Annotated in this window: 20 protein-coding genes; 6 read left to right on the top strand and 14 right to left on the bottom strand. The window is 60.6% G+C overall.

Annotated elements, in window-relative coordinates:
- Positions 1–379 precede the first annotated feature (379 nt).
- Entirely contained in the window at positions 380–1,033 is a 654-nt protein-coding gene (locus G6L28_RS20905) for a hypothetical protein (protein WP_174066165.1), read from the top strand.
- Between the two features lie 82 nt (positions 1,034–1,115).
- On the opposite strand, the gene G6L28_RS20900 is transcribed toward G6L28_RS20905, so the two are convergent.
- The 6 genes from G6L28_RS20900 to G6L28_RS20875 all read right to left on the bottom strand — a co-directional run bounded on the left by G6L28_RS20900 (position 1,116) and on the right by G6L28_RS20875 (position 6,281).
- Positions 1,116–1,727: a hypothetical protein gene (locus tag G6L28_RS20900; RefSeq protein WP_174066163.1), complete on the bottom strand. Its 612-nt coding sequence runs from the start codon at positions 1,725–1,727 to the stop codon at positions 1,116–1,118.
- 577 nt (positions 1,728–2,304) lie between these two features.
- Positions 2,305–2,556, bottom strand: a complete 252-nt coding sequence (locus G6L28_RS20895; protein ID WP_174066161.1) for a hypothetical protein — start codon at positions 2,554–2,556, stop codon at positions 2,305–2,307.
- Between the two features lie 51 nt (positions 2,557–2,607).
- The gene (locus G6L28_RS20890; protein WP_174066159.1) at positions 2,608–2,976 is read right to left on the bottom strand and encodes a hypothetical protein; all 369 of its coding nucleotides are present in this window, start codon (positions 2,974–2,976) and stop codon (positions 2,608–2,610) included.
- The gene (locus G6L28_RS20885) at positions 2,973–3,863 is read right to left on the bottom strand and encodes a DUF7007 domain-containing protein (RefSeq protein ID WP_174066157.1); all 891 of its coding nucleotides are present in this window, start codon (positions 3,861–3,863) and stop codon (positions 2,973–2,975) included. Before G6L28_RS20885 ends, G6L28_RS20890 begins: the two co-directional genes overlap by 4 nt.
- Positions 3,860–4,330, bottom strand: a complete 471-nt coding sequence (locus G6L28_RS20880; protein ID WP_174066155.1) for a hypothetical protein — start codon at positions 4,328–4,330, stop codon at positions 3,860–3,862. The genes G6L28_RS20885 and G6L28_RS20880 overlap by 4 nt, the downstream gene beginning before the upstream one ends.
- 100 nt (positions 4,331–4,430) lie before the next feature.
- Positions 4,431–6,281, bottom strand: coding sequence for a ParB N-terminal domain-containing protein (locus tag G6L28_RS20875; protein WP_174066153.1), 1,851 nt, complete (start codon positions 6,279–6,281; stop codon positions 4,431–4,433).
- A gap of 307 nt (positions 6,282–6,588) precedes the next feature.
- Between G6L28_RS20875 and G6L28_RS20870 the strand changes: the two genes are divergently transcribed.
- Together G6L28_RS20870 and G6L28_RS20865 are read left to right on the top strand one after the other, a co-directional pair.
- Complete coding sequence (locus tag G6L28_RS20870; protein WP_202033802.1) at positions 6,589–6,891, top strand: type II toxin-antitoxin system MqsR family toxin; 303 nt, start codon at positions 6,589–6,591, stop codon at positions 6,889–6,891.
- A gap of 1 nt (position 6,892) precedes the next feature.
- On the top strand, positions 6,893–7,324 hold the full coding sequence (locus G6L28_RS20865) for a type II toxin-antitoxin system MqsA family antitoxin (RefSeq protein WP_113100969.1): 432 nt from the start codon (positions 6,893–6,895) through the stop codon (positions 7,322–7,324).
- Here the strand turns inward: G6L28_RS20865 and G6L28_RS20860 are convergent.
- From G6L28_RS20860 to G6L28_RS20840, 5 genes are all read right to left on the bottom strand, one after another.
- Positions 7,321–12,429 carry a DEAD/DEAH box helicase family protein gene (locus G6L28_RS20860; protein WP_174066152.1) on the bottom strand — a complete coding sequence of 1,703 codons (5,109 nt, stop codon included), beginning with the start codon at positions 12,427–12,429 and terminating at the stop codon, positions 7,321–7,323. The two genes, G6L28_RS20865 and G6L28_RS20860, sit on opposite strands and share 4 nt — an antisense overlap.
- 98 nt (positions 12,430–12,527) lie before the next feature.
- Positions 12,528–12,929 (bottom strand): DUF3085 domain-containing protein, encoded by a 402-nt coding sequence (locus G6L28_RS20855; RefSeq protein ID WP_174066150.1) that lies wholly within the window; start codon positions 12,927–12,929, stop codon positions 12,528–12,530.
- A gap of 13 nt (positions 12,930–12,942) precedes the next feature.
- Positions 12,943–13,551 (bottom strand): DUF1419 domain-containing protein, encoded by a 609-nt coding sequence (locus G6L28_RS20850; protein WP_174066148.1) that lies wholly within the window; start codon positions 13,549–13,551, stop codon positions 12,943–12,945.
- Positions 13,552–13,692: 141 nt separating this feature from the next.
- Positions 13,693–14,655 (bottom strand): DUF3991 and toprim domain-containing protein, encoded by a 963-nt coding sequence (locus G6L28_RS20845; RefSeq protein WP_174066146.1) that lies wholly within the window; start codon positions 14,653–14,655, stop codon positions 13,693–13,695.
- Positions 14,656–14,865: 210 nt separating this feature from the next.
- Complete coding sequence (locus G6L28_RS20840) at positions 14,866–15,042, bottom strand: hypothetical protein (RefSeq protein WP_174066138.1); 177 nt, start codon at positions 15,040–15,042, stop codon at positions 14,866–14,868.
- 502 nt (positions 15,043–15,544) lie between these two features.
- On the opposite strand from G6L28_RS20840, the gene G6L28_RS20835 reads away from it, so the two are divergent.
- Positions 15,545–16,384: a DUF3800 domain-containing protein gene (locus G6L28_RS20835; RefSeq protein ID WP_174066136.1), complete on the top strand. Its 840-nt coding sequence runs from the start codon at positions 15,545–15,547 to the stop codon at positions 16,382–16,384.
- A gap of 52 nt (positions 16,385–16,436) precedes the next feature.
- Here the strand turns inward: G6L28_RS20835 and G6L28_RS20830 are convergent, their stop codons facing one another.
- Genes G6L28_RS20830 through G6L28_RS20820 form a run of 3 tightly spaced genes read right to left on the bottom strand, consistent with a single transcriptional unit; the run spans position 16,437 to position 21,884 of the window.
- Positions 16,437–19,691, bottom strand: coding sequence for an error-prone DNA polymerase (locus tag G6L28_RS20830; RefSeq protein ID WP_174066134.1), 3,255 nt, complete (start codon positions 19,689–19,691; stop codon positions 16,437–16,439).
- Complete coding sequence (locus G6L28_RS20825) at positions 19,688–21,199, bottom strand: Y-family DNA polymerase (RefSeq protein WP_174066132.1); 1,512 nt, start codon at positions 21,197–21,199, stop codon at positions 19,688–19,690. Before G6L28_RS20825 ends, G6L28_RS20830 begins: the two co-directional genes overlap by 4 nt.
- Positions 21,120–21,884: an ImuA family protein gene (locus G6L28_RS20820; protein WP_174066130.1), complete on the bottom strand. Its 765-nt coding sequence runs from the start codon at positions 21,882–21,884 to the stop codon at positions 21,120–21,122. The genes G6L28_RS20825 and G6L28_RS20820 overlap by 80 nt, the downstream gene beginning before the upstream one ends.
- A 281-nt stretch (positions 21,885–22,165) precedes the next feature.
- On the opposite strand from G6L28_RS20820, the gene ligD reads away from it, so the two are divergent.
- Both ligD and G6L28_RS20810 read left to right on the top strand, forming a co-directional pair.
- On the top strand, positions 22,166–23,218 hold the full coding sequence (ligD, locus tag G6L28_RS20815) for a non-homologous end-joining DNA ligase (RefSeq protein WP_174066128.1): 1,053 nt from the start codon (positions 22,166–22,168) through the stop codon (positions 23,216–23,218).
- A gap of 60 nt (positions 23,219–23,278) precedes the next feature.
- Positions 23,279–24,010: an SOS response-associated peptidase family protein gene (locus G6L28_RS20810; RefSeq protein WP_234902681.1), complete on the top strand. Its 732-nt coding sequence runs from the start codon at positions 23,279–23,281 to the stop codon at positions 24,008–24,010.
- Positions 24,011–24,013: the final 3 nt, after the last annotated feature.

The raw sequence follows: 24,013 nt of genomic DNA, 5'->3' as shown, positions 1-24,013 counted from the left end.
TGCCCCCGTCGCTCACCGCGTTGGGGGGAAGGTTCACATGGCTCAGTTCTCAATGGAAATTATCTGCCTAACCGGCTCAGTTCCGCATGGAAACCAACACGTCGGTGCCATTTTCACCGGCGCGCGGGATATGGAAAGGCAATTGTCCGTGCTTGTCAGGACTTGGATGAGAGAAATTTGGTGTCCGTAGGCACACGCGGACGGAAGATCCTGCCCGAATGAAAAAAGCCCGCCAATGGCGGGCCTTTTCCATTTATCGTATGACGATGAGGGTGGTGTTACCCCGCGACCTCACGCGCCTTTCGATTTCTATTTAGTCCGAATCCGGTGTACTTGTCAACGACAAGCCGACTTCCGGATCAGCAAGGAACTGATTGAATTGCCATTCACACATGACGAAATCCAGAATCTTCCCGCTGTCCTGTCTGCTCCTCGCTTTGCAACCTATCTGGCCGAAAAGAGCGGTGACAAGGAACAGGCCCTGGAACTCTACAGATGGAACCTTGAACTTTCGGCGGCCTTCTTTGTTCCTCTGCAGATATGTGAAGTCAGCGTCCGAAATTCAATCGTCACGGCAATCGAAGCGACTTATGGTGCAAACTGGCCTTGGGAGCGCGGCTTCGAAATCAGTTTGCGAAACCCGCCGACCGGATATAGTCCGCGCCGAAACCTGATGGGACATCGCTCACTCCCGACATCCGGCAAAATCGTTGCCGAGTTGAATTTCGTCTTCTGGGAAAAGATGCTGACTTACGGTCATGACGGTGCGATCTGGAACGCGCATTTCCGAACTGTGTTTCCACACACCGACAATACCAGGACGATTCAGGCTCTGCGCGGGGAAGGCAACGATACACTGTTCAAGATTCGTGACCTCCGCAATCGCATTGCCCATCACGAGCCGATTTTTCGGCGGAACGTTCAGGAGGAATATGATCGCATTCGCAAGATTGTCTCCTGGACCAACGCCACCGCAGCGGACTGGATCGACAAAATCGAGACTGTAACGAGCATGATCGCAACAAAACCCTGAGCCCGCCTCGCTCAACGCCGTTAGTGCAGTAAATACCGTAATCGAGAAAAATGGGCAGAGCCGAAGCTCCGCCCTGTTGGCCTCAATCGAAGGCCGACATCTGCGCAGCGGCAGCCTTGCGGTCGAGTGTCTGGCCGGGATTATCGACCGGGCGGTCAAAGGGCTTCCAGGCTTCTCCGACGATCTGTTCGTAGGCGGAAACGGCGCCTTCGGCGGCCATCCGGAGCGCATGGGCCTGAATGCCCATGTCAGCCGCAAATTCGCGCTTGCGCTGCGCGGCGCTGTCATATCCGACGGGGCCATCAAGGTCCTCGTCGCGGGCGTCTGCGGCACCCTTGGCGGTGGCATCGCGCGCTTCTGTGACAGCCTTGCTGTAGAACTGGCCGGCGCCGTGGGCCGAGCCGACATAGGCTCCGACGATCCGCTGCAGATGGATCTGCATTGCCCGTTCGCCGAGGCCGTCTGAAAGGCCAGTCGCGGTTTCGACGATGAGACGTTCGTGCATGTCGCGGATGCAGTCGCTATCGAGGATGGCGGTACCGAAGCTTTCGGCGATGCGCAGCGCTTGCGTTTCATCCGGGCATGTCAGGCGGACCATTTCGATCGTGGCGCCTTTGCGGAGCTGCACGACGCGGGCGGTGGGGCGGTTGGCCGAGTGTGTGGATTGGCGGGAAGAGGTCGCGGACTTTGCCATGGTGGTTCCCTTTCGGTTCGCCGAAGCGGTTCCGGCCCCTGCCGGTCTGTCCTTCGGTGCGGTCGACAAGAACCGGCGTAAACCGGGCGGTTCAGGGTCCGGGCGGGCCAGATCGAGCGAAGCAGTCATGCGGGCAAGCGGGTCTTACAGACCTGCGACGCCCATATGGCTGCTTTGCCGAGAGCGGCATGACCGGCCGCCCCGCGGCGCGGAACGCGGCCTTGAACCGAACGGGCGCTGGTTCAGACCGCAGCAAAACCGGAGGACAGGCCGGCAGGGGCGACACCAGATGTGAGCACCGGGAGGAATCTCATGCAGGGTGTTCGCCGGACCCACCTCAAGGCACCTCGGCTTCAACACCACCAATCGGAAGCCTCCCGCCCCGTTTGACGAACAGACTGCCGATGAACCAGACAACGGGGCACTGTCACCCGCTCGATACGGATTACCGACAATCCGACGAGATGATTGCCGCCGCGATGAGATCGCAGGCTCTTGTCCAGCGCGCCGCGTTCGTGGGCAGGCGACGGGTACGCGCTAGGTCACGGGTCAGGGGGCAGCGGTCAGCGGTCAGCGGTCAGGGATGCTCAGCCGGAAACCGCTTCGGATCAACCGGGCGCTTCGGCAGGCGGTAACGGTCGAGCCATGTGGGTCCATGTGTGTTCCGAAGCCTGCGCAACACCTGACCGTCGTCACAGGGCGCCTCGCCCATCCACGCGCGATTGAGGATGCGTTTCCAGGACCGCCCGTGCCGGGCCGCGTAATCCTGAAGTGCGGCCTCCTCCTGCGGGTCAAGCGGCGGAAGCTTGTCGTGATGCTTTGCACTCATCGGATCAACCTCCTCGTCCCGTGGCTTGCCGCCGCATAAATACCCTGCCGATCAATCGGCAGATGGCGGTGGTTTCAATGACAAGGCGGGGCATGCTGCACTCTTCTCATTGATGCCAGGATGCAGTTCCAGCCTCGCGCGGAGAGCGGCAATCGCCGCATCCTGTCGGGCGAGCTTGCGCGACAGCGCTTCGATCTCGCCCCGCCGCTGGAATTCCAGAGCCTGAAGATGAGACTGGAACAACCCGCTTCGGAGCGCGTCCAGCGCGACCCCGACCTTTTCACTGGACTTCGCCTTCTGGGTGACCGTCACACGCTCGGCACGGGCCGCAATCTGTCGCTGCACCAGATCGAGATGACGGGTCTCGCGGCGCGATGCCTCCATGCGGGCGAAGAGTACCTGGGGGCTGATCGTTGTCATATCGCGCCCCTCCCCGCCCATGACACCAAGCTTGACGGGCCGTCATACGCAGCATGACGGGCTTCATCGATCACGAAGCCAAAGCGTCCGACGGTATACTCGGTGGTCGGAACCAGAAAGCGGCGCTCATCGACATGGTGATCACGCTTGCCACCACGGGTGGCGATCACCTCGGTCATGCCGGGATGATGATCGGATTTCAGCGCCGAGATCGCCACCCAATCGTCTGCATGCGCCAGCTCAAACGCCTTGCGATCTTTCGCATGGGATTCGCCCGGCGCCAGGACCTGCCCGGAAATTGCTTCCCACGCTTCCGGCCACCAATCCTTGAGATGCCTTTCCGCCCTCCGGCGCTCACAGGACGTGAAGAACTGCGGATAGGTGAAAGTGACGATCGACCAGGCGCAGTCCTCCTCATACCAGCCGTCCGGCGCGCACAGCATTGGATGAACCTTGCTGTTGCGTTGGGCCGACAGCTTGAAGCCGCCGTGACCGGCGGTGACATGCGAGACGATCCCTTCCGCATAGATGGTCGCCATTTGCGACGCACCCCATGGCGTGCTGCACGACATCCGTGTCTGCACGCGATTGAGCAGAGCAAGCTCGCGCCTGTGCTCCGCCGTTTCGAGCACGCGCGCCCGGAAATCGGCCTCGTCGGCAAGCCGGCCCTCGTGGCTGTAGAAGTCAGCGCGTGTCAGGTCGCAAAGTGGGCGGTGCGCGCGCCATGCGCTCGCCAGAAGCCCGCCGCCCCCGGATAAGGGCAGCATGGTAAGCGTGATCTCACCGATCCGGGCGACTGCAAAGCCGCCGGCGCTGACGCTGAATTCTACCCCTGAATATTCAGGGGTAGAGACGGTGGTAGCGGCTGGGGGAAGAGGCGTTGTCATGCTGCCCTCCCCTCGACGTGATTGGCCGCGACTTCGTCGGCCGTCACCTCTTCGAGAACGGCGAAGGGATGCGGGTGGAGTTTAAGCCATGCCTCAGCCGCCTCTCGGTTCACGGCAAGATGAACCAGTTCATGCGATGGGCCGGGTCGATCAAAGACGCGGATCGATCCGACCGGCGGACGCTCGATCACGGTGAAGGCCAGCGTGCTGTCAACGCCGAATGTTCTCAGGATTTTGACGACGATCGTGCCACGGCTGCCGATATCACCCTCATGCAGGGTAAAGGCGGCCGGCGCGATGTAGCCGCCAAGGGCTCGAGAGTCCTCCTTGCGGATCAGGCGGCCGGAGCTGTTCCGGATTTTCCAGACGGCCAGCTTCTTGCTGTGCCGCTCTGGCGGGCGCGGTGTGCCATCTGACCAGGAAACGATCGAGCCCAAGGGGGCGGAAAGGATTGTGTGTGCGGACATGCGGATTCTCCCTCAATTCTAGGGGTTGTGAAAACGAGACCGCCGCCGATGGAGACCATCGGCGGCGGGAGAGCATTCGGAAGGGAAATGGAGGACGCGGCTACTCCGCCGCGATCCCGTAGGCGGACTGCTCATCGGGATCGGCCTCATCGGCGTCACCGTCGAAAATCTCCGAAGAGGTATCTTCGTCGTAGGACCGATCGAGGCTGTCGTCTTCCTCGGCTGGCGCTTCATCCGCGGCGCCGTTTTCGACAGCTCCGCCATCCTCGTTCTCAGGGTCTGGAGCGACAGGGTTGCCGTCGATAGCGTCATCCTCTGGCGCGGTCGCATCCGTGTCGACGGATGCCTCATCCATGTCGAGGTCGTCGGCATGCTTCAGCAGATCGGCGATTTCGCTCGCATCCGGCGCAAACAGTGCGGAGGCATGGACGAAACGCTCTTCCTTGAAGTGGTCGACCAGCACCGAGCGGGTTTCCCGGACCTTCTGGCGTGGAAGCACGTTCGCCTCTTTGGCCGCCGCTTCGAGCGCCTGGCGCGACAGGCACAACATAAAGTCCTCCGAGCCCATATTCGGCAGGAAGCTGTCGGCGCCGATGGCGTCCCCGGCAATACGAGAGACGACACCGCTGTTCGACATGCCGCGGCGGCAAGACAGGACGTCGATCAGCACTGAGCGGGCTGCGACCCGCAGCGTTTCCGTATCGAAGGCAAGCTTTCCGCCTTCACCGATCAGCCGAGCTGCGTGGCGCTTGAACCGCTTCGGTCCGAACACATTGTCGTTCGCACCGGAATCGATACGGACGTTGAGGCCGGCGAAGGCGAGTACAAGCAGCGCCATCAGCATGTCGTCTTCGATCGGCGCACGGCCGAGCGCCTCATGCAGGGCGTCGGTGCGGAAATCACCGATCATGTCCTGTCCCCTCTGTGTCACGTCCGGACGCTGCTTCGGCGCATCGATGACGGAACCGTCGTGTACGGCCCCATCGCCGACCGCGATCGCGGCGCCGCCCTTGCCCTTCTTCTTTTCTTCCGGCATGCGGAAGGCGACCGACTGCACCTTTCCGTCCCGGTCTAGGTACATGGCGACATGATCGGACTTTGACGGCTTGCCGTAGACCCGTTCCGCCTTCTTCGGCAGGTCCGGCTGGCCCCAGTTATTGACTTCCACGATCGTGCCCTTCTTCGGGAGGTTCGATGTCATCCATTCCTGCTGGGCGCCAAGGAATGCTTCGACATTGGTCGTATAGCGGCTGTCCTGGTCGGCAGGCGCGAACAGGTCCTCGACCCACTCGATGCCATAGGCTTGCGCGAGATCATCGTCAAAGCTCGCATCCCTGGCGAACATACGGGTCTTGGAGAGCGCCCGCGCTATATTGTACCAGTCGGCCCGCTCGGACTTCTTTGGCTTGTTGGCCTTCCAGACCTCTTTCTGCTCGTCGAGAGAGGCTGCGGCGATGGTCCGGAGCTGCTGCTCGTTCGGCATGTCGCCAAGCCCCATCTGATCGAGCATGGCCGGCAGCACGTTGGCGAGAAGCCTGAGCTTCCTGATCTGGCGGAGCGGCAATGCGAGCGCGACGCCGATCGCTTCCTCGGTCCAACCGAGTGCGACGAGGCGCTCGATGCCGCGCCATTGGTCGACAGGATTGAGCGGCTCACGGGCGATGTTCTCCACCATCGAACGCATGGCGCCATTGTCGTTGGCCGCTTCGACGACAAGAACAGTGATTTCCTCCAACTCGGCCGCGATTGCCTGCTTCACGCGGCGGTGTCCGGCCTGGATGATATAGCCATTGCCGCCATCGACTTCTGGCGAGACGACCGGGGGCTGGATGATGCCGACAGCCTTTACCGTCGCCAGAAGCAGCGCATCGGATTGCGGAGACGATTTCGAGCGGCGGGTGTCGTCGGGATTGTCCTTCAGAGCACGGGGATCGAGTTTGAGGATCTGCATGGGATCTGTTCCTTCCGGGATATCGGAACCGGCACCTCACCGGTCCTTCCTGCCTTCAGTTCTTTCCGAAGACATCTCCCGGACCGCAGGGCGGGTGCACCGGCGCAACTGCGTGCGAGCGGCCCTGACTGTCAGGGCGAGCGGGGCAAAGCCTTGCGAGAACGACGGCAGGGTTGCGCAGGGGGCGGTTGAGCGAAGCGTCGCCGGGAAGCCCGATCTGCGAGAGGGGTTTTCCTTTTCCTTTCTTTCCCTCCTTTGCTCATCTCAATATGCCACCATTAAGGTGGCATATTGAGACATTGAAAAGATGCGGCCGACATACGATCTCGAAGCAATCAAGGCTGCCTTCGGCTCCGTGCGGGCTTTGGCGATCACGACAACGGCCCTTCGTGACGCAGCGTCTCTCGGCTACGATCGCTCTGCCATCGTTTCAACGATCGGAGGGATCGACCGGCGCATGTGTTACAAGTCGATGACGACCAATGCCGATCATCGCGTCTGGCAGGTCGTCTACCATGTTCCCGTGCCGGACGAAGACATGGTGCTCTATGTAAAGTTCCAGGCGGACGTGATCACCGAATTCCGGGTCATGTCGTTCAAGGAGAAATAGGATGGCATCTGCGGAAAAGATACTGCCCGACACGATGGTCTCTCCGGAGACCGGCGAGGTCCTGCGCCGTGACGTTCGCCCGTTCGTCGTGACCTATAAGGGCAAGAGCAGGACGGTCGATCTTCCCGGTTATTATCCGGAAAATGGCGACGACGGCGTGCATGTTGGCGACGACATGGAGGTGACGGATGCGGCGCTGCGCGCGCTGAAGGAAGAGGTCGAGGGTATTCCCTCACCCACCACGATCCGGCGTGTGCGACAGAAACTGAACCTGTCGCAGCGGGAGGCAGGAGGCATTCTCAAGGTCGGTGAGAACGCCTTCGACAAGTACGAACGCGGACTGGTCGAGCCGAGCGGGCCGACCAGTCAGTTGCTGCGTCTCCTTGACCGTCACCCGGAACTGGTTGACGAATTGCGTCAACAGACCGGCTAAGCGGCCGTCCTTTCGGTGTCCACGTCGTCGAGCAGGGAGTTCGCGAGCGCTTCCTCGACTTCTCGGAGCTTCCGGCGCTTGTCGGCAAGCTCATCACCGAAGGCAAACTCCCCACTCTGTCGTGACTGATACGAGGTCAGCCGGCGTCGGTACTCCTCTAACCGCTGGCGATAACGTACCCGTTCCTCGTCGAACCCGTCGAGCGCATGTTCGAGGCGCGAAATCGCCCCGAGCGGCGTCACTGTCACAGGCAATTCGATCTCGTAGTCTGCGCCGGTTCGCTGAAGCAGCGTCTCGTAACGATAGCCATCGCCCTTACCGAATTGCTCGCCCTCATAGACGAGATCGAAGCCGCCGATCGTCCCCAGATGCACCTCGCCTTGCCTCTGCAACTGCAGCAGCGTGAGGATCTCCTTCATCAGGGCCCGCCCGGCCTCCTTGCGCTCGGTGTAGTCCTGCCCAAGCACTACCATCGTGAAGGCATCGCCACCTGTCGACTGTCGCCGCGCGATGTCCTCCCCAATCTCCGCGATCCGCCGGGTCGATATCTTGATCTCACGCTCCGCGTCCCGCATCTGCCGGCGAACGGCATACTGATCGTCCTCGTGGGCGGCCCGCAGCCGTTCAAGCCGGGCAATATCGGCCTCCAGTCCAGCCTTCTGCATCAGCCGCTCGTCGCCGGAGGCGATGGCCTTTGCCATGGCGAACTGATTGGCGGCCCCTTCACCTACATCCTCCAGCCGGCGGATCGACGTGTCGCCGGAGAGAGCGGCGGCGATGAACCGGGCCTTGCGTTCGTTGTTCTGCCACATCGAGGCGTCGAGCGAGCCCTCTGTGGCATAGGCGAAGATATCAACCTCGTCATGCTGGTTGCCCTGGCGGACGATGCGTCCCTCGCGCTGTTCGATCTGCGACGGCAGCCACGGCACATCAAGGTGGTGGAGCGCCTTCAGCCGAAGCTGGGCGTTGACACCGGTGCCCATGGCTTCCGACGAACCGATCAGGAAAAGAACCTTGCCTGCGCGGACATCGCCGAACAGCCGCTGCTTGGCCTCCGTCTTCTTGTAGTCCTGCATGAAGGCAATCTGCGACGCCGGCACGCCGAGGCGGATCAGTTCATCGCGGATGAAGCGATAGGCCGAGAAGCCGCGCGTTTTCTCGACGTTGATCGTGCCGAGATCGGAAAAGATCATCTGCGCCGCGCCCGGCAGCTCGAACTCTTTACCATCTGGGCGCCGGTAGATTGCCGCGGCCGTTTCCTTCCAGATCCGGTGCGCATTGCGGATGAGCAGATTGAGCTTGTTGTCCTCTTCATTGTCGGCACTTGGCATGACGAGACGTAGATCGATCGCCGCGTGGCGCCCATCCGTGATGACCGAGAGCAGAATATCGTCGCCCGGCTTGGCGGGACCTTCGCGCTGCTCGATCCCCTTGATGCGCGCGTCCAGCATCTGCTGGTAGGTCTTGAACAGAGCCGTCGGCTTGGCCGTCAGGATCTGCCGACGCCCGGTCGAGATGTTGGGCACCTTTACATACTGCCTAAGATCCTCCGGCATCACCACATCCGCGAACGAGCGGAACATGGCGATCAGTTCCGGCACATTGACGAAGGACGCGAAGCGGCTCACGGGCTTGTATTTGCCCGACGGCTGGATTTCGAGTTCGGTCGTCGTGTCGCCAAAGCAGGAGGCCCAGGCATCGAACTCGTGCAGCCCGCGTTCAGCGAGTGCTGCATGGCCGAGCAGGCGCTGGATCGAAAACATCTCGCCGAGCGTGTTTGTGATCGGCGTGCCTGATGCGAGCACCAGAGCGCGGCCGGGATTCTTCGTTTCGATATAGCGGGATTTGACGTAGAGATCCCAGGCTCGCTGCGAGCCGCTCGGGTCGATACCCTTCAGCGTCGACATGTTGGTGGCAAACGAGAGTTTGCGGAATTCCTGCGCCTCGTCGACGACGATCTGGTCGACGCCGATTTCGGATATGGTCAGAAGATCGTCCTTTCGGGTCGCGAGAGCCTCGAGCCGCTCCTGCAATCCCTCTTTCAGCCGCTCGAGGCGCTTGCGCGAAACACGGTCGTCGCTTTCGACCTTTGTCAGCAGATCCTCGTAAAGCTGCAATTCGTCCTGGATCATCTGTTGCTCGAAGCCCGATGGCACGGCGATGAAGCGAAACGCCGAGTGAGTAATGATGATCGCATCCCAGGTCGCGGTTGCCGCCCGCGACAGGAAGCGGGCCCGCTTGTCCTTGGTGAAATTGGTCTCGTCGGCGACGAGAATGCGGGCATTCGGATAAAGCGCTAGAAATTCGCGCGCCGCCTGCGCCAGGCAATGGCCGGGCACGACGAGCATCGCCTTGGCGATCAGGCCGAGCCGGCGCTGTTCCATGATGGCGGCGGCCATCGTCATTGTCTTGCCGGCGCCGACGGCGTGAGCGAGATAGGTAGAACCGTCGGCGATGATCCGCCAGATGCCGCGTTTCTGGTGCCCATAAAGAACAAAGGCGCCAGAGGCGCCGGGAAGTTTGAGATGGGAGCCGTCGAACTTACGCGGCGCGATATTGTTGAAGCGATCGTTGTAATCGCGCGCCAGGCGGTCGGTGCGATCGGGATCGGTCCACACCCAGTCCTGGAATGCCTGCTTGATCCCTTGCAGCTTGTCGCGGGCTGCTTCGGTATCGACGACGTTCAGGACCCGGCGCTCACCATCGGAATCCTTGAAGGTGTCGAAGATCTGGGGAACCCGGCTGTTCAGTGCATCAGCGAGCAGCTCACCAGCATGGCGGCGGCTCGTTCCCCATTCCGACGTGCCGGCGGCGCTGTATCCAAGCTGCCGAGCCTCCACCGTCCAGCAGCCAAGCTCCGGCATATGATGGATGCTGATATCAGCCTGCATCTTCTCCTTCACGAACGCGACAACATCGGCAGCCGGGATCCACGGCGCACCGAGCCGGGCAGTGATGTCGGAGGGGCGAAGATCGGCTGGCTGAACGTCCTGAAGCGCACGCACGTTGCGCTCATAGGCGGGATCCAGCGCGGCTGCGGCCTCTGCGGCGGCGAGCTTGGTGCGGACCGAACCAGAGAGATAGGCATCGGCCGTCTGCCAGGATCCGTCAGCCGGGTCGCGAAACACCTCGTCGCCCAGTTCGTCGAGCACGGTCGCGGGATCGCTGTGGAGCAGCTCGGCGATATGGTCGATGTCGACGTGCCCGCGTTCATTCAGTACGACGGCGAGCGCATCTGCAGGAGATGTAATGGTCGGCGCCGCCGGCGGGGCAATCACGCGTTCCGAAAAGATGGGACCCGGCTTGGCCGTATCGGTCTCAAGATCGTAGTCCTCGATCGAGGCGACCAGCCAACAATCGGGATCATCACGGAAGGGCGCAAGGTTCGGCTGGCGGTGGGTCTCCCTGACCTCGCCAGTCTCGGCGTCCTCCTGGATGGAGACGGTGGTGTGGTTGATCGGCCCGAAGTCGCGCACGAAACTCGACCAGGCAATCCGCAGCCGAACCTGGAGATCTTTCCACGGGCGGTCCTGTTCCTGCGCCTTCAACACTTCGCGCACGGCGTCACGGATCGGGATCAGCTTGCTGATGATCCGCACATGCGTCTCGGAAATTCCATCGCCCGATCGGCCCTTGCGGACAGTGATCGGCACGGCAGATCCGTCGAGCATCTGCGTCAGGCCCTTTGTCCGGTCGAGGAAGAAGCTGCCCTCACGGATGGCCCTCTCCCTCGGCTGCAGATCGACAATCTCACCGAGCTCGTCCTCCAGATCGATATCGATCGGTGTCGGCTCGCCGTCATAGAGATCAGCCGGCAGGAGATCGATCGTAGCGGCGAGGAGGGCTTCAAGATCCTCACCGTCGCGCGGCAAGCAGGTGTAGGTTTCGCCAAATGGTCCGGAGGTCAGCGCGTGGCTGCCGAGCACGAAGTCGGGGTGGCGGGCGAACCAGCGATTGACACGAATAGCGCCTTCGTCGTCAGTCGCGGGGCGAAGCTCATCAACGTCGAGCCATGTCAGATCCCCCTCCGGCTCGCCCGCCTTGCGCTTGCGGAAGAAGAGAATGTCGACGACAACGTCCGTGCCGGCGTCGCGGCGAAGGCTGCCCTCGGGAAGCCGGATCGCCGCGATCAGATCGGCGGATTTGGCAATATGTTCCCGCGCCGTCGTATAGGCCTTGTCCATCGTGCCGTGCGAGGTAACAAAGGCGGCGAGCGCGCCCGGCTTCAGGAGCTCGATGGAGCGCGCGATGAAGTAGTCATGCAAGCGTAGGCCGAGTGAGCGATAAGCGCGGTCGGATCGAACCGTCCGATCGGAAAAGGGCGGATTGCCGATGGCGAGATCGTAGATCGGCGCGAGATCGGTGCGAGCAAAGTCACCATTGATGATCCGGGCCTTCGGCTGAAGCAGGCGCGCGATGCGGGCTGTGACCGGATCGAGCTCGATCCCGGTCACATAAGCGGCGTCGCGATATGTCTCCGGCATCATGGCCGGGAACAGGCCCGTACCGATGCCCGGTTCCAGCACCCGGCCGCCGCGCCAGCCGAGCCTCTGGATGCCAACCCAGATCGCTCGGGTGATGAACTCTGGCGTATAATGGGCGTACTGGGTGCAGCGGGCCAAAGACGCATAATCCGCTTCGGAGACGGCGGTTTCGAGCGAGGTCCCGAGCTCATCCCAATCCTGGCGGAAATCCACCTCCCCCGGCCGCCGAAACATGCCGTTGGCCAGCTCGCCGGCGCCAAAGCCGGTAAAGCGGATCAACTGCGCCTGCTCCTTTGGCGTCGCCGGCCGGTCCTGCTTGGAGATGTTATTGGCAACGAGGATCGCCGCAACATTGGCGCGGGCACGATCCTTCCAGGTCGAAGGTAACCTGCGGTCACCCTCGATATAGAAGTTTGCCCGGAGCCTCCTTGGGTGTGAAGGGGGCCGCGGGGGTGCGGCTGCCGGCGCTGGCGCCGGCGGCGTCGGATCTGGATCGTCATCGTTGGCTGGTTCGACAGCCGCCTCGGGCGCGAAGCTCCCAAAGGCCGTCACGCCGAGGCCAAGACCGGACGTGAGTGCGGTATTGCCGAATATGTCGAGGGTGAAAGGATCGTTGCTCATGATAAAATCTCCTAGTGAAAGCGCGCGTCATCGTTCCGCCAGGGCGATTGGCGGCGAAGGACGCTGATTGACGTTGGGGACCCGATGCAGCGGGGACGCTATGACCACTCGATGACGAAGATTTCCATCGAGTCCGGCTGGAAGCTAACGCCAAGATGCCTCGCGTTTGGGCAGGCAGAGATCATCGCCTCCAGTTGCGCGGCCTCGATGAATTCGACGCCGTCGTCTCCGCCGAACGTCCTGCGCTTGACCGCGAACCAGTCTTCGTTCGTGCGGGGGTCGCATTCGAGCGCATAGGCGACGAACGGCTTTTCTCCATCCGGCAATTTGCCGTTCGAGCACAGGTAGACACCGTGGTCTCCCACGAGCCATACACCCGGCTGCTCGTCGCGGCTGGGATGAAGGCCGTAATGGGGATTGCGGTAGCCGCCGTTGGCCTCGGCGTCGGCGCGACCACGCGCGATCACTGCCCGCACGGATTCAATCGGAAAGGAAAGCATGGCACGCATCTCCTCACGCTGCGACTGCCGCATCGGGAAGATGGCGCAGCTGAACGGGCAGCTTGCTGGCGATCTCGTCGTCGGTCAGGTCGTCGAGCAGCTTCAACCTGGCAGAGCCAGCCTCGCTGTAGAGAGTGATGAGGCGATAACCCGGCAAATAATGGGGAGAGCTTTCGTCGGAGTAGCCGCGATAGGCATCCGACGTGGCGCTCCAGATGTGCTCAAGACGTTCGTCCCGCGTCATCGCCCGTACCGGACGCGTCTCCCGCTCGATGATCGCCAGCCGCATGTCTTCCACCGACCGGCCGTCGGAGAGATCGCAATAGCCATGGAAGTGACGGATGACCCCGTCGATCCGTAGAGCGAAGAAAACCGATGTGACGGATCCTGTCAGGAATTCGCGCATTGCGAACATCGAGCCCCGGATCCAAAGCGGCGGCAGGATCTCGAACATGTAGTCGTGTTCGCGGTCGGTGATTTCGAACCATTCGCCAGCATAAAGCGCGCGCGCGTCACCGTCGAAACGGTGAGGACGCTGTGCATGCCGATCGAACAGCCGGAACATCTGATGGCGCTCAGTGATGCCCTGGTAGACTTTACGGATTGCGGAAGGGGTGCTCATTGACGGCTCCTCTGGCCCTGTCCGAACCGAAGCGCGGTGGTGCCTGCCGACCCACCATCCTCTTCAGTCCTTCATGACCCCTCCCGTCACGCCGCCTCTCCGTCCGGGCGGGTCAAGGGCCGCTCTTGAGCGGGCGAAGCTTCACCCTTGACGCGACCGGCGGGCATGCGGCAGGCCTCCGCTTGTTTCCATTCGTCTCTCCCTCTTTTCTTTCTCCCTCGCCTTGAGCGCTTCATTCCAGTCCTCGGTCGGCGGCTTCAGACGCAACCAGTCGCAACCGACCTCATCGGCAATGGCGCGGAGGCGGCCGGCAAAGGTCTCGCCCTGGATATTGGCGTCGGTGGCCGCGACCAGAACAGTACCGGGACGCGCGGCCAGCTTGCGGACTGCCGCTTCTGTCGCCGGCGACCACCCACCGCCGGTGCTGAGATAGAGGCTACCCTCGCGAAGCCCCTCGAATGCCGCAAGGCTCATGGCGTCGATCGCCGCTTCAGTGACGCAAAGACGCTTGGCGTCGAAAGAGCCAAAGCGAAAGAGAATTTTAGAACCGCCTGCCGAAAAGCCGCGCCAATCGGGACCGCGCTCCTCCCATCCAGTAACAACACCATCGTCATTGACATGCGCGGCCCACATGCTGCCATAAGGGCCTTCCCGAAGGACATTACTTTGGATGGCCTCCCGGATGATCGTTGCCGGTAGGCAGCGCTCGGTGCGCAGATAGCGCCAGGTCATTGATCCCTGCCACGGCCTACGTCGTGTTGCCCAGCGTCCAGAGACGGAACTGCTGTGAGCGGGCTTTCCGGCCGGTCGAGACCAGGCAGGATCCCTGGCGACGATGCCGACAAGAGCGGCTACCCGGTCGAGCGCCTCGACGAAGGTCACGCCGTCCAAATGCTCCGCGAGACTAAAGACATCGCCCTTCGCGTCGGACAGTGGATCGAACCATCCCCGCCCCTCATGGATGACGATCACGATTTCCGAACCGCGCCGGTATTTTTGTCCCTTGCGGGTGCTTTCCTTGATGTCGATGGCAAAACCGGCCTGTTCCAGCACTGCTGCGCACAAGACGCGGTCCCGAAGTTCCTCCAGTTTCTGTTTTTCCATTATTTTCTCGGCGCTTGGCGCCGCCCTTCTCTCCAGATTCATGTCTCCCGCACTTTGCGGGACCGTTTCCGGCGGCCGCGAAGAGCAAAGGGGGCAAGGGCGCGGCTGGCAATCTGCAGATTTGCATTCCGCCTCGGATGACCTGCCAGCCGCGGCGAAGCTTCCCTTGCCTCCTGCCGCTCGCAAGCGGCACACAGGAGATGAAGGGTCTCAATGAGACCCCCCCGGAACATATTCATGCACGATCTCCAGATCGTCTTCGTCATCGAGTTCGTCGCTCGGCAGAACGCCGAACTCGTCGCCGGACCTGAACAGCGTGACTGGAACCATGAGGGTGCGGGAAAGCTGGAAGGCGTGGTTCTGCGCAAGAGGAAGATCGGTGTTCATCTGAGGCTCCATCTTTGGAGCGGGCCATTCCCGCTCGATGGCAACCGTCAGTGTCCGGAACCGGTCGCGATCACCGCGGAGGCGAAAGCCAGGAGCGGCCGCAGCTTGCTAGCGGACCCCGTCAGCGGGTTGATCGGCGGAGATCCGGCGCCGGACCAGGAAGCCATCCATCAAGAGCGGGATTGGCACGCCTCCATAGGTCGCCTCCGACAAACAATGATCATACTGATGTGCGCATATCATCGTTGCTGCTGGCGCCCTCCAGGGCTATTGCTCTTCCGATCTGGACATCAGGTTGGAGGCTATGCCCACGACTGCAGGAGAAGGGTCATACGACGTGAAGCCACGAATGCCGGCCGTCGCGATTGCGGACCCACACATATGGAGCCGCCCCTTGAAATGACGGTCGGCAGCAGATATATGTTGGTCATAGTCGAGAGCGCTGATCCGTCGGTGCGTTGAACGATTGTTTCACTCGGCTTACCGAATTGGAGCGGACCGCATGCGGTCCGCTTTTTCGTTTCAGGGGGATTCGTTGCATCTACTATATCTCGACGAGTCTGGTCACTCGCATGATCCAAGCTCCGACTTCTTTGTCCTTGCAGGCTTTAGCATATTCGAGCGCCAAACGCATTGGCTGGAAGCCCAGATAGATCCTGTAGCGGCGCGCTTTAGCTCAAGCAATCCTCGAGAAATTGAGTTCCACGGAAACCCAATGCGCTCGGGCAACGGTACCTGGAAAGGTGTGCCTCCCAACGACAGAGTTCAAGCCGTCGTCGATATCTTGTCGCTACTGGCCGACAAGCAGTTGCAGTTGAAGGTCTACGCCTGCGTCATCGAAAAAAAGCTCTTCTCTCCGAACGATATTCTGGCTCGCAGCTTCGAGGAGGTGGCTTCGTGTTTTGATGGCTATCTGAAGACGCTTTATAAGAAAAAGAACCCCCAGCGCGGCTTGGTCATCCTCGACAAAAGCAATTATGAGGAGAAAATCCAAACCCTCTCTCACGTGTTCAAGCACGTGGGGCATGCCCACGGCCAACTTCGCAACTTTGCCGAAGTCCCGCTTTTTCTGGATTCAAAGGCATCGCGCCTGATTCAGATGGCGGATTTGATCGCCTACTGGATTTTTCGTCACTTTCAGTCAGGCGACCAACGTGGCTACGACCTCGTAAGGCCTTACTTTGCCCGGTATGGCATGGGGCCAGTCTCAGGCCTGCGCTGTCATGTCTCGCCAGAGACAGAGGCGCGCCTCGCCTCGCTTCCAGTTCCAGCTCACCCTTTTCCGAACGCGACACCGAAAGCTATTGCCGTCGCATCCCAAGTCATCACGCCTGAGGATTAAAGCGGTTTTGAAGGTGCATGCGCACCCTCGACACGCTCGGTCTGAGCATTTTTCACTGAAAATTCCTACTCTTCACCTTCAACGTATCGATATGAAGATCCGGCGTAAACATATCCCGCGGAACAACTGGCTTCGGTCGATCCCGTGAATCCGGCCCGCCGCCATGAGCAAACTCATCCCCTCGCCCGGTCGGCAGTCTGAACTCCGTATCGCGATCAGCCAGCCCGACGAGGTCGCCTGAGAGATCGAACAGTTGCTGTGCCACGAGATGAACGACCTCCCCTTCCCGCTGGATGCGACCATTGATCGCCATCATCGATGATCCCAGCACGATGCGCCGGCGCTTTTCGAATAGTGACGGCCAGACGACGATATTGGCAGGCCCGGTTTCGTCCTCGATGGTGATGAACATCACACCCTTGGCAGATCCCGGCTTCTGGCGCACGAGCACCAGACCGGCGGTGTAAACCCACCGCCCGTCCCTTGCATTCATCGCGTCCGCACAGGTGATGATGTTACGTTCTGACAGGTCGTTGCGCAGGAAGGCAACTGGATGCTGGCGCAGGGTCAAGCCGGTATGGCTATAGTCCTCGATGACATTGTGGCCGTCGGTCATCTGCCGAATCAAGACCTCCGGCTCCTGCTGTTCCGCAATCGCTGCCACCTCCCGTTCGGCGGCCGCCGCAAACAGGGGCAAGGGCTCATCGCGCAGCGCCTTGATCGCCCAGAGCGCATCACGCCGCTCGAGTTTCAGCGACGGCAGATACGCATCGGCTTCCGCCAATTGGACAAGAGCCTCCGTCGGCACACTGGAGCGGCGCCACATATCATCGACAGACACAAACGGGCTGTTCATGCGCGCTGTCACGATCCGCGCGGCGTCCGCCACGGCCAATCCCTTCACTTGCCGAAACCCAAGCCGAACGGCATGCCGATCGGTGCTGTCGATCTTCTCCAATGTGCAGTCCCAGCGCGAGCGGTTAACGCAGACCGGCCGCACCGCGACGCCATGCTTGATCGCGTCGCCGACGATCTGGGCCGGAGCATAAAAGCCCATCGGCTGGCTGTTCAGGAGCGCTGCGCAGAAGACGTCCGGATAGTGACATTTGATAAAGTTCGAGGCGTAGGCAATGAGCGCAAAGGAAGCAGCATGGCTTTCCGGAAAACCGTAGGAGCCAAATCCCTCGAGCTGCGAAAAGGTCTTTTCGGCGAACTCGGCTGAATATCCATTCCTCACCATGCCGGAGACGAGCTTGTCCTTGAAGCGCGAGACGCCACCGGTGAACTTGAAGGTGGCCATTGATTTGCGCAGCTGATCGGCCTCGCCGCCAGTAAAGCCGGCACAGACCATGGCGACGCGCATGGCGCTTTCCTGAAACAGCGGCACGCCCAGCGTCTTGCCGAGAACGTCTTCCAATTCGGGCGTGGGATACTCTACCGGCTCCTTGCCCTCACGCCGGCGAAGATAGGGATGCACCATATCGCCCTGGATAGGGCCAGGGCGCACGATCGCCACCTGCACGACGAGATCATAGAAGGTGCGCGGTTTTAGCCTCGGCAGCATCGCCATCTGCGCGCGGCTTTCGATCTGGAACGTGCCGAGCGTGTCAGCCTTGCGGATCATCGCATAGGTCGCCGCATCTTCCTGTTCGATCAACGACAGATCTATAGTCTGGCCTTTGTGTTCGCGAATGAGATCAAACGCTTTTGCCATACAGGTCAGCATGCCGAGTGCAAGAACATCGACCTTCATGAACTTCAGCGCCTCGACATCATCCTTGTCCCATTCGATAATCTGGCGGTCCTTCATCGTCGCCGGCTCGATGGGAACGAGATCGTCCAGGCGGTCATGGGTCAGGACAAAACCTCCCGGATGCTGACCAAGATGGCGTGGTGCCCCCATCAATTGCTGTGCCAGCTTCAGGGTCAGCGCTAAGCGCCGGTCGCCTGGGTTGAGATTAAGCTCCTTGATGTTTCTGTCGGGCACGTCTTCTGACCAGGACCACATGCCCGATGACAGCGCCTTGATCACATCTTCAGGCAAGCCAAGCGCCTTACCGACATCGCGGATTGCGCCCTTGGCCCGGTAGCGGGTGACGGTCGCACAAAGGGCCGCTTTGTCCTTGGTGTATGTCTTGTAGATCCACTGGATGACCTCCTCGCGCCGTTCATGTTCGAAATCGACATCGATATCCGGTGGCTCGTCTCGTTCCTGGCTGACGAAACGCTCGAACAGGAGATCATTGGTCGAGGGATCGATTGAGGTGATGCCGAGAATGTAGCAGACGGCGCTGTTGGCCGCCGATCCCCGGCCCTGACAGAGAATGCCCTGGCTTCTGGCAAAGCGCACGATCGAAAACACGGTCAGGAAATACGGGGCGTATTTCATGGTGCGGATGAGATCGAGCTCGTGGCGTACGGTCTTCAAGACATCCGGCGGCAGACCTTCTGGGTACCGGTCCGGCGCAAATTCCCAGACATAATGCTCCAGCGAGGCTTGAGCATCCTTGCCCGGCACGATGGCTTCCTCCGGGTATTGGTAGGTAAGCTCTTCGAGGCTGAACTTGCAGCGTCTGACGATCTCCATGGTTCGCGATAGTGCTTCCGGATATCGCGGAAAGAGCCGCTCCATCTCTTCCGGTGGCTTCAGGTATCGATCGGCGTGTCTCTCGCGCTCGAATCCAACATCATCAATCGTTGTGTTGTGCCTGATGCAGGTCACGATGTCCTGCAATTGCCGCCTGCCCGGCTCATGGAACAGCACATCATTGGTAACGACTGTTTTCATCTTAAATCGGGCGGCCAGGTTGGACAACTCATGCAACCGCATCTGGTCATTCTGGCGCCGGCGCAGGCAGAGCGACACGTATGCACGATCGCCAAACAGCTGCGCCATCCTGCGAAGCTGTGCGGCACAGGTGGCATCCGGTAGATCCGGTACGAGAACGCCGATCATGCCTTCCGCGTAGGCCATGACATCATCCCAGTGCAGGATGCAGTTGTTCTTGCCGCCGCGCGACTTGCCGAGCGTGATGAGACGCGTCAACCGCGAATAAGCGGCTCGATCCATGGGATAGACAAGCAGAGACATGCCATCGGCGAGATCCAGACGACATCCCACGACAAGCCGTATGCCCGTTGCACGCGACGCTTCGAGCGCACGGACAATCCCGGCGAGCGAATTGCGATCAACGACACCGAGTGCTCGTATTCCCATTAGCTTTGCGGTCTCGAAGAGTTCCTGCGCAGACGAAGCTCCACGCAGAAACGAAAAATGGGTCGTGACCTGAAGCTCGGCGTAACTCATGCGAAAATCCCATGGCAGAACCAGCGATGAGATCCAGTTTCGGCATCAACACCATCGCCGGAGCGGAATACCCATAGCCGCTCTCCTGCCTCGTCCTCGATCACGAAATAATCGCGCACAGCCTCCATCTCGGCATCGCGCTGCCACCACTCCCCAAAAATGCGCTCAGGCCCGTCGGCACGCTTGACCTTGCGGCGCTTGCCACGCCACAGGATCGACACCGGTGGGCGGTCCGGCATCAGCGCAATCGCCTCGATCAGCTCCGGATGTGGCAGCAGGCGGACTGGCCGGCGCCAATGGCCGACCCAAGCAACGGTGATCGGTTCAGCAACAGGACTGATCCGCTGGACCGAACGTTCCGGCACATCCGAGGCCACCGGTGCAACACGGTAAACCCGCTGGCCGCGGTTTCCGTAGATGTCGATGAGAGGCGTGACGTCCCTCACCTCCTCCTCAACCATTGAGGACGTCTTTTGCACCTCCTCCAGTGGTTCGGCCATAACAGCGACCAGAGTGAGCTTTTCGATCCCCAAACCGGGCTCGATCTTTTCCGTCCGATCTCGAAGCAGTTTTGTCAGCCATGCCACATCGCGGGCAGGCTTGGCTGTTCCCGCACGGATCGCTTGTCTGGTACCGTCGACCTTCTCAACGATGAGATCAGCACGGCGGACGCCGAGACCGCATTTCTGAAGAGCAGCGACCAGTTCGATGACAAGCCGCCCGACATATTTGTCGATTGTCTCTGCCGCCCCTATCGGTTCGGCAAAAGCTTTCGAGACTTCGACCAGTTCCGGAGTCCGGATGGGTTCGATCGGCTCGGCGATGCGGCCAAAGATCTGGTCGAGACGACGCCCGACCTCCGGACCGAAGCGAAGGGTCAGTGGCGCGCGTGGAGTGTTGGCGAGCTCACCGACCGTCTGGAAACCGAGGAGGCGCAGATCGCTCACAATTTTTGCCGGAAGACGCAGAAGCGCAATCGACAGCTTTTCGACGGCGCGGGCCGTCTTACCGGGTGGAATGACGATCGTTTCGCGGTTGATCGCGCGGGCACAGGCGTGGGCAGCACCCCAGCTATCGGCAACAGCTACACGGGCGGTAAGCTTTTTGGCAAGAAACTGGTTGGCAATTTTCGTGACCATGGGCAACTCACCGCCCTGAAGATGGTCGGCGCCCTCTGTGTCCATGACAATGCCGTCGATCCCGTCGACAGCGACGATCGGAGAGTAGATCGTTAAGGCCCAGAGTGTGATGCGCTCGAGTGCGGCACGATCCGCTTCATCGTCTGCGTCGACCAGCATCAGACCGCGAAACAGCGACTGCGCCTTCGCCGCCGCCATGCCGACATGCACGCCTGCCTTTCGAGCGTTTGCGTCCGCAGACGACACCCACCGCTTCGAACCGCTCTTTGCGATCACGGCGATTGGCAATTCAGGCGGAATGGACGGATCGCCGCGGCGAATGCGATCCGTCGGCAGATCCGGAAGATAGATCGAGACGACCCTTGTCATCGCACGCCCTCACGAGAAACTCAGCACACTCACCCGCTTTCACGCGCATCAATTCCAGAAACCATTGAGGCCTGCCCACACCTGGTACCGGCAACTCCTCCGATGGCATCACGCTAACGCGCCATCTCGTCGTTGACGCCGTTGGCTGGCCAAAATCATTCGCCTCCGTCTGCCGTCGCCATCGCCGGACCGCAAGCGCCATGGTCCCCGTCCGTTCGGCTGCAAGCTGCAGGCGACGAGAGCTCACCATGGGCAAACGGACAAGCTCACCCACAACCGCGCCCAGTCCACCAAATGACAGGCCCTCCTCCATGTTGGCGAGCACATCCTCTTCCCTGTCAGACTCCACGAAGATCACCCGATCAGGATGAAGCCCCACCTCGGCCAGTGCCGGAAAGAACAGATCCGGCCGCGTCAGACACCAGACGACGGGGCCTTTCGTTCGCGCAGCGATACCGGCAACACACAGTGCCGCCGCCGCGCCATCCACAGTCCCTGAGCCACCGCCCGCGAACTCATGCAGCGCGCCATAGGCAAGTCCGCCGCCGGGCAGAGAGGCATCGATCTCGCGAACGCCAAAGGAGAGAGTGCCCGCGCGTTTTGCGGTCACACCTTCCAAGGCGGCGATACGATCGCGCAAATCGCAGATTGCATCGGAGACCCCCCTGGGGCGGGCAGCGGTCATCGTTCACGGCTCCCTTCAAGGTCGTGCTAAGTAGATCGACGTCATGTCGTACAGATTATTTGTTCATTGTTTGTTCCGATGAGCAATAAGAGTCAAGCGGGACAAGGGTGAGGAATATTGTCCCAGGATTAGCAACCTTGAAGATTCGAAACGGATTCAAAGACTAAGCATCGCGGAATTAATTTTGAAGGCGGCGCGTCTGTCAGCCCCTAACACGTGGATATCGGGGACAAAGCGTAGTCGTCACAATCTTCTTAAGCTTTTCGTGCTGAACTCTTCCAATGACGAAGCCACCGAGATCAAAACCGCTCCTTCGTGATACCGAAGCCCCGATCCGCTCAAAGCCGCGGCGGAAGCGCAATCCCGCACAGCCACAGCTTTTGATCGATCCGATGCCTGATCGCGTCGAGCCGGCGCTTGCGCAGCTCAAGGCGCATCCACCCAAAGGTCACCAGTGGAGCTGGGAACTGAAGTGGGATGGCTATCGTCTGGCCGTCCATATCGAGCCAACAGGAGTTCGCATCCTCACCCGTGGCGGCCATGACTGGACGCACAGGTTTCCGGCGATTGAACAGGCCGCCAGAGCGCTTGGTCCTGCGACCATGATTATCGATGGCGAGGCGGTGGTGCTTGACGATGAGGGGCGACCGGATTTCGGGCTACTGCAAAGGTCATTGGGTGCGTCCGGGAGGACAGCTGGCAAACGCGCCTCTGATGCTGTTCTCTACGCCTTCGACCTCCTTTATCTGGATGGCCATGATCTCAGGGAGATGGAATACCGATCGCGCCGGCATCTTCTTGAGGACACACTGAAGGGCTGTAACGGTGCGATCCGTGTGTCAGAAACCGTCGATGCCGAGCCTGACGTCCTGCTCGAATACTTCCGCAGCCTTGGCCTCGAGGGCATCGTCGGCAAGAACATCGATCAGCCCTATCGTTCCGGTCGCACTGGCGACTGGGTGAAGATCAAATGCGTTGCGAGCGAAGCATTCATGATCGTGGGCTACGAACCATCGGCGGTATCGCCTGGCGGCTTTGCCTCCCTGGTACTGGCTGCCTATCGTGGCGACGAGTTCGTCCACGTCGGAAACGTCGGCACAGGCTTCAAGGAAGCCGAGATGATCAGGCTGCGCAAGATGCTGGACAGGCTGCGCTGGAAACGAAAGCAGCCGCCCGTACCCTTTGCCGGAAAATCAGATATCGTCTGGGTGGAGCCAACCCTGATCGCCGAGATCGAGTTCAGGGCCTGGACGGGGGACGCCAAGCTGCGGCATGCTTCCTATAAAGGCTTGCGGGAACGGCAGGACAACGCCGACGTTTTCCAGCTCGTCTAGCGAAATTACTAGCATCCGCTAGATTGCCTTCTGCGACCTAAGCGAAAGGGATGGCGCTGTATGTGCAACCTGTATCGAATGGAAAACAAGGATTGGGTCTCGAAATGGGCCCAGGATGCGGAAAGCCTGATCAACCTGATGCCGGCCTATCAGATGAACCCCGACCAGATGGGACCGATCGTCCGCAATACGGCTGACGGCAAGACGCAGCTCGTGCATGCGCGATGGGGCCTTCCCTCCCCTCGGTTCGCTCTTGAGAAAGCAGCAAAAGGCAGAGCCGAGAAACTCGCGGCTAAAGGCAAGCCCTTCGACCTTGACGAATTGATCCGTATGGAACCAGACCGTGGCACGACCAATGTGCGTAAGCTCAACTTCCCGCACTGGACACGATGGTTCGGAGTTGAGCACCGATGCATCGTTCCTGTCACCAGTTTCGCTGAACCGGATCCGGCGAGCAGACAAGACGGCGGCAATGTGCCCAACGCCTGGTTTGTACGCGACGAAGAACAATCGCTGATGTTTTTTGCCGGTATCCATGTGCCCCAATGGAAAAGCGTCCGTAAGGTCCGGGACGGGCTGACCACCGACGATCTCTATGGTTTTCTGACAACGGATCCGAACGACCTCGTCAAGCCGATCCATGAAAAGGCCATGCCGGTCCTGTTGCTGACGAAAGAAGAAACCGACATCTGGATGAGAGGTGGCTCAGTTTGTTTGAACAGTTTCGGGCGTTTCGCTAAGTGGATTTCCGCCTCGATTATGCCGCCACCATCATTGGCGTCAGCGCGTTGAAGT

It is taken from the genome of Agrobacterium larrymoorei (assembly GCF_013322225.1).
In the GTDB taxonomy this organism is placed as follows: Bacteria; Pseudomonadota; Alphaproteobacteria; order Rhizobiales; family Rhizobiaceae; genus Agrobacterium; species Agrobacterium larrymoorei_A.
This window is presented reverse-complemented; position numbering and strand designations above follow the sequence as displayed.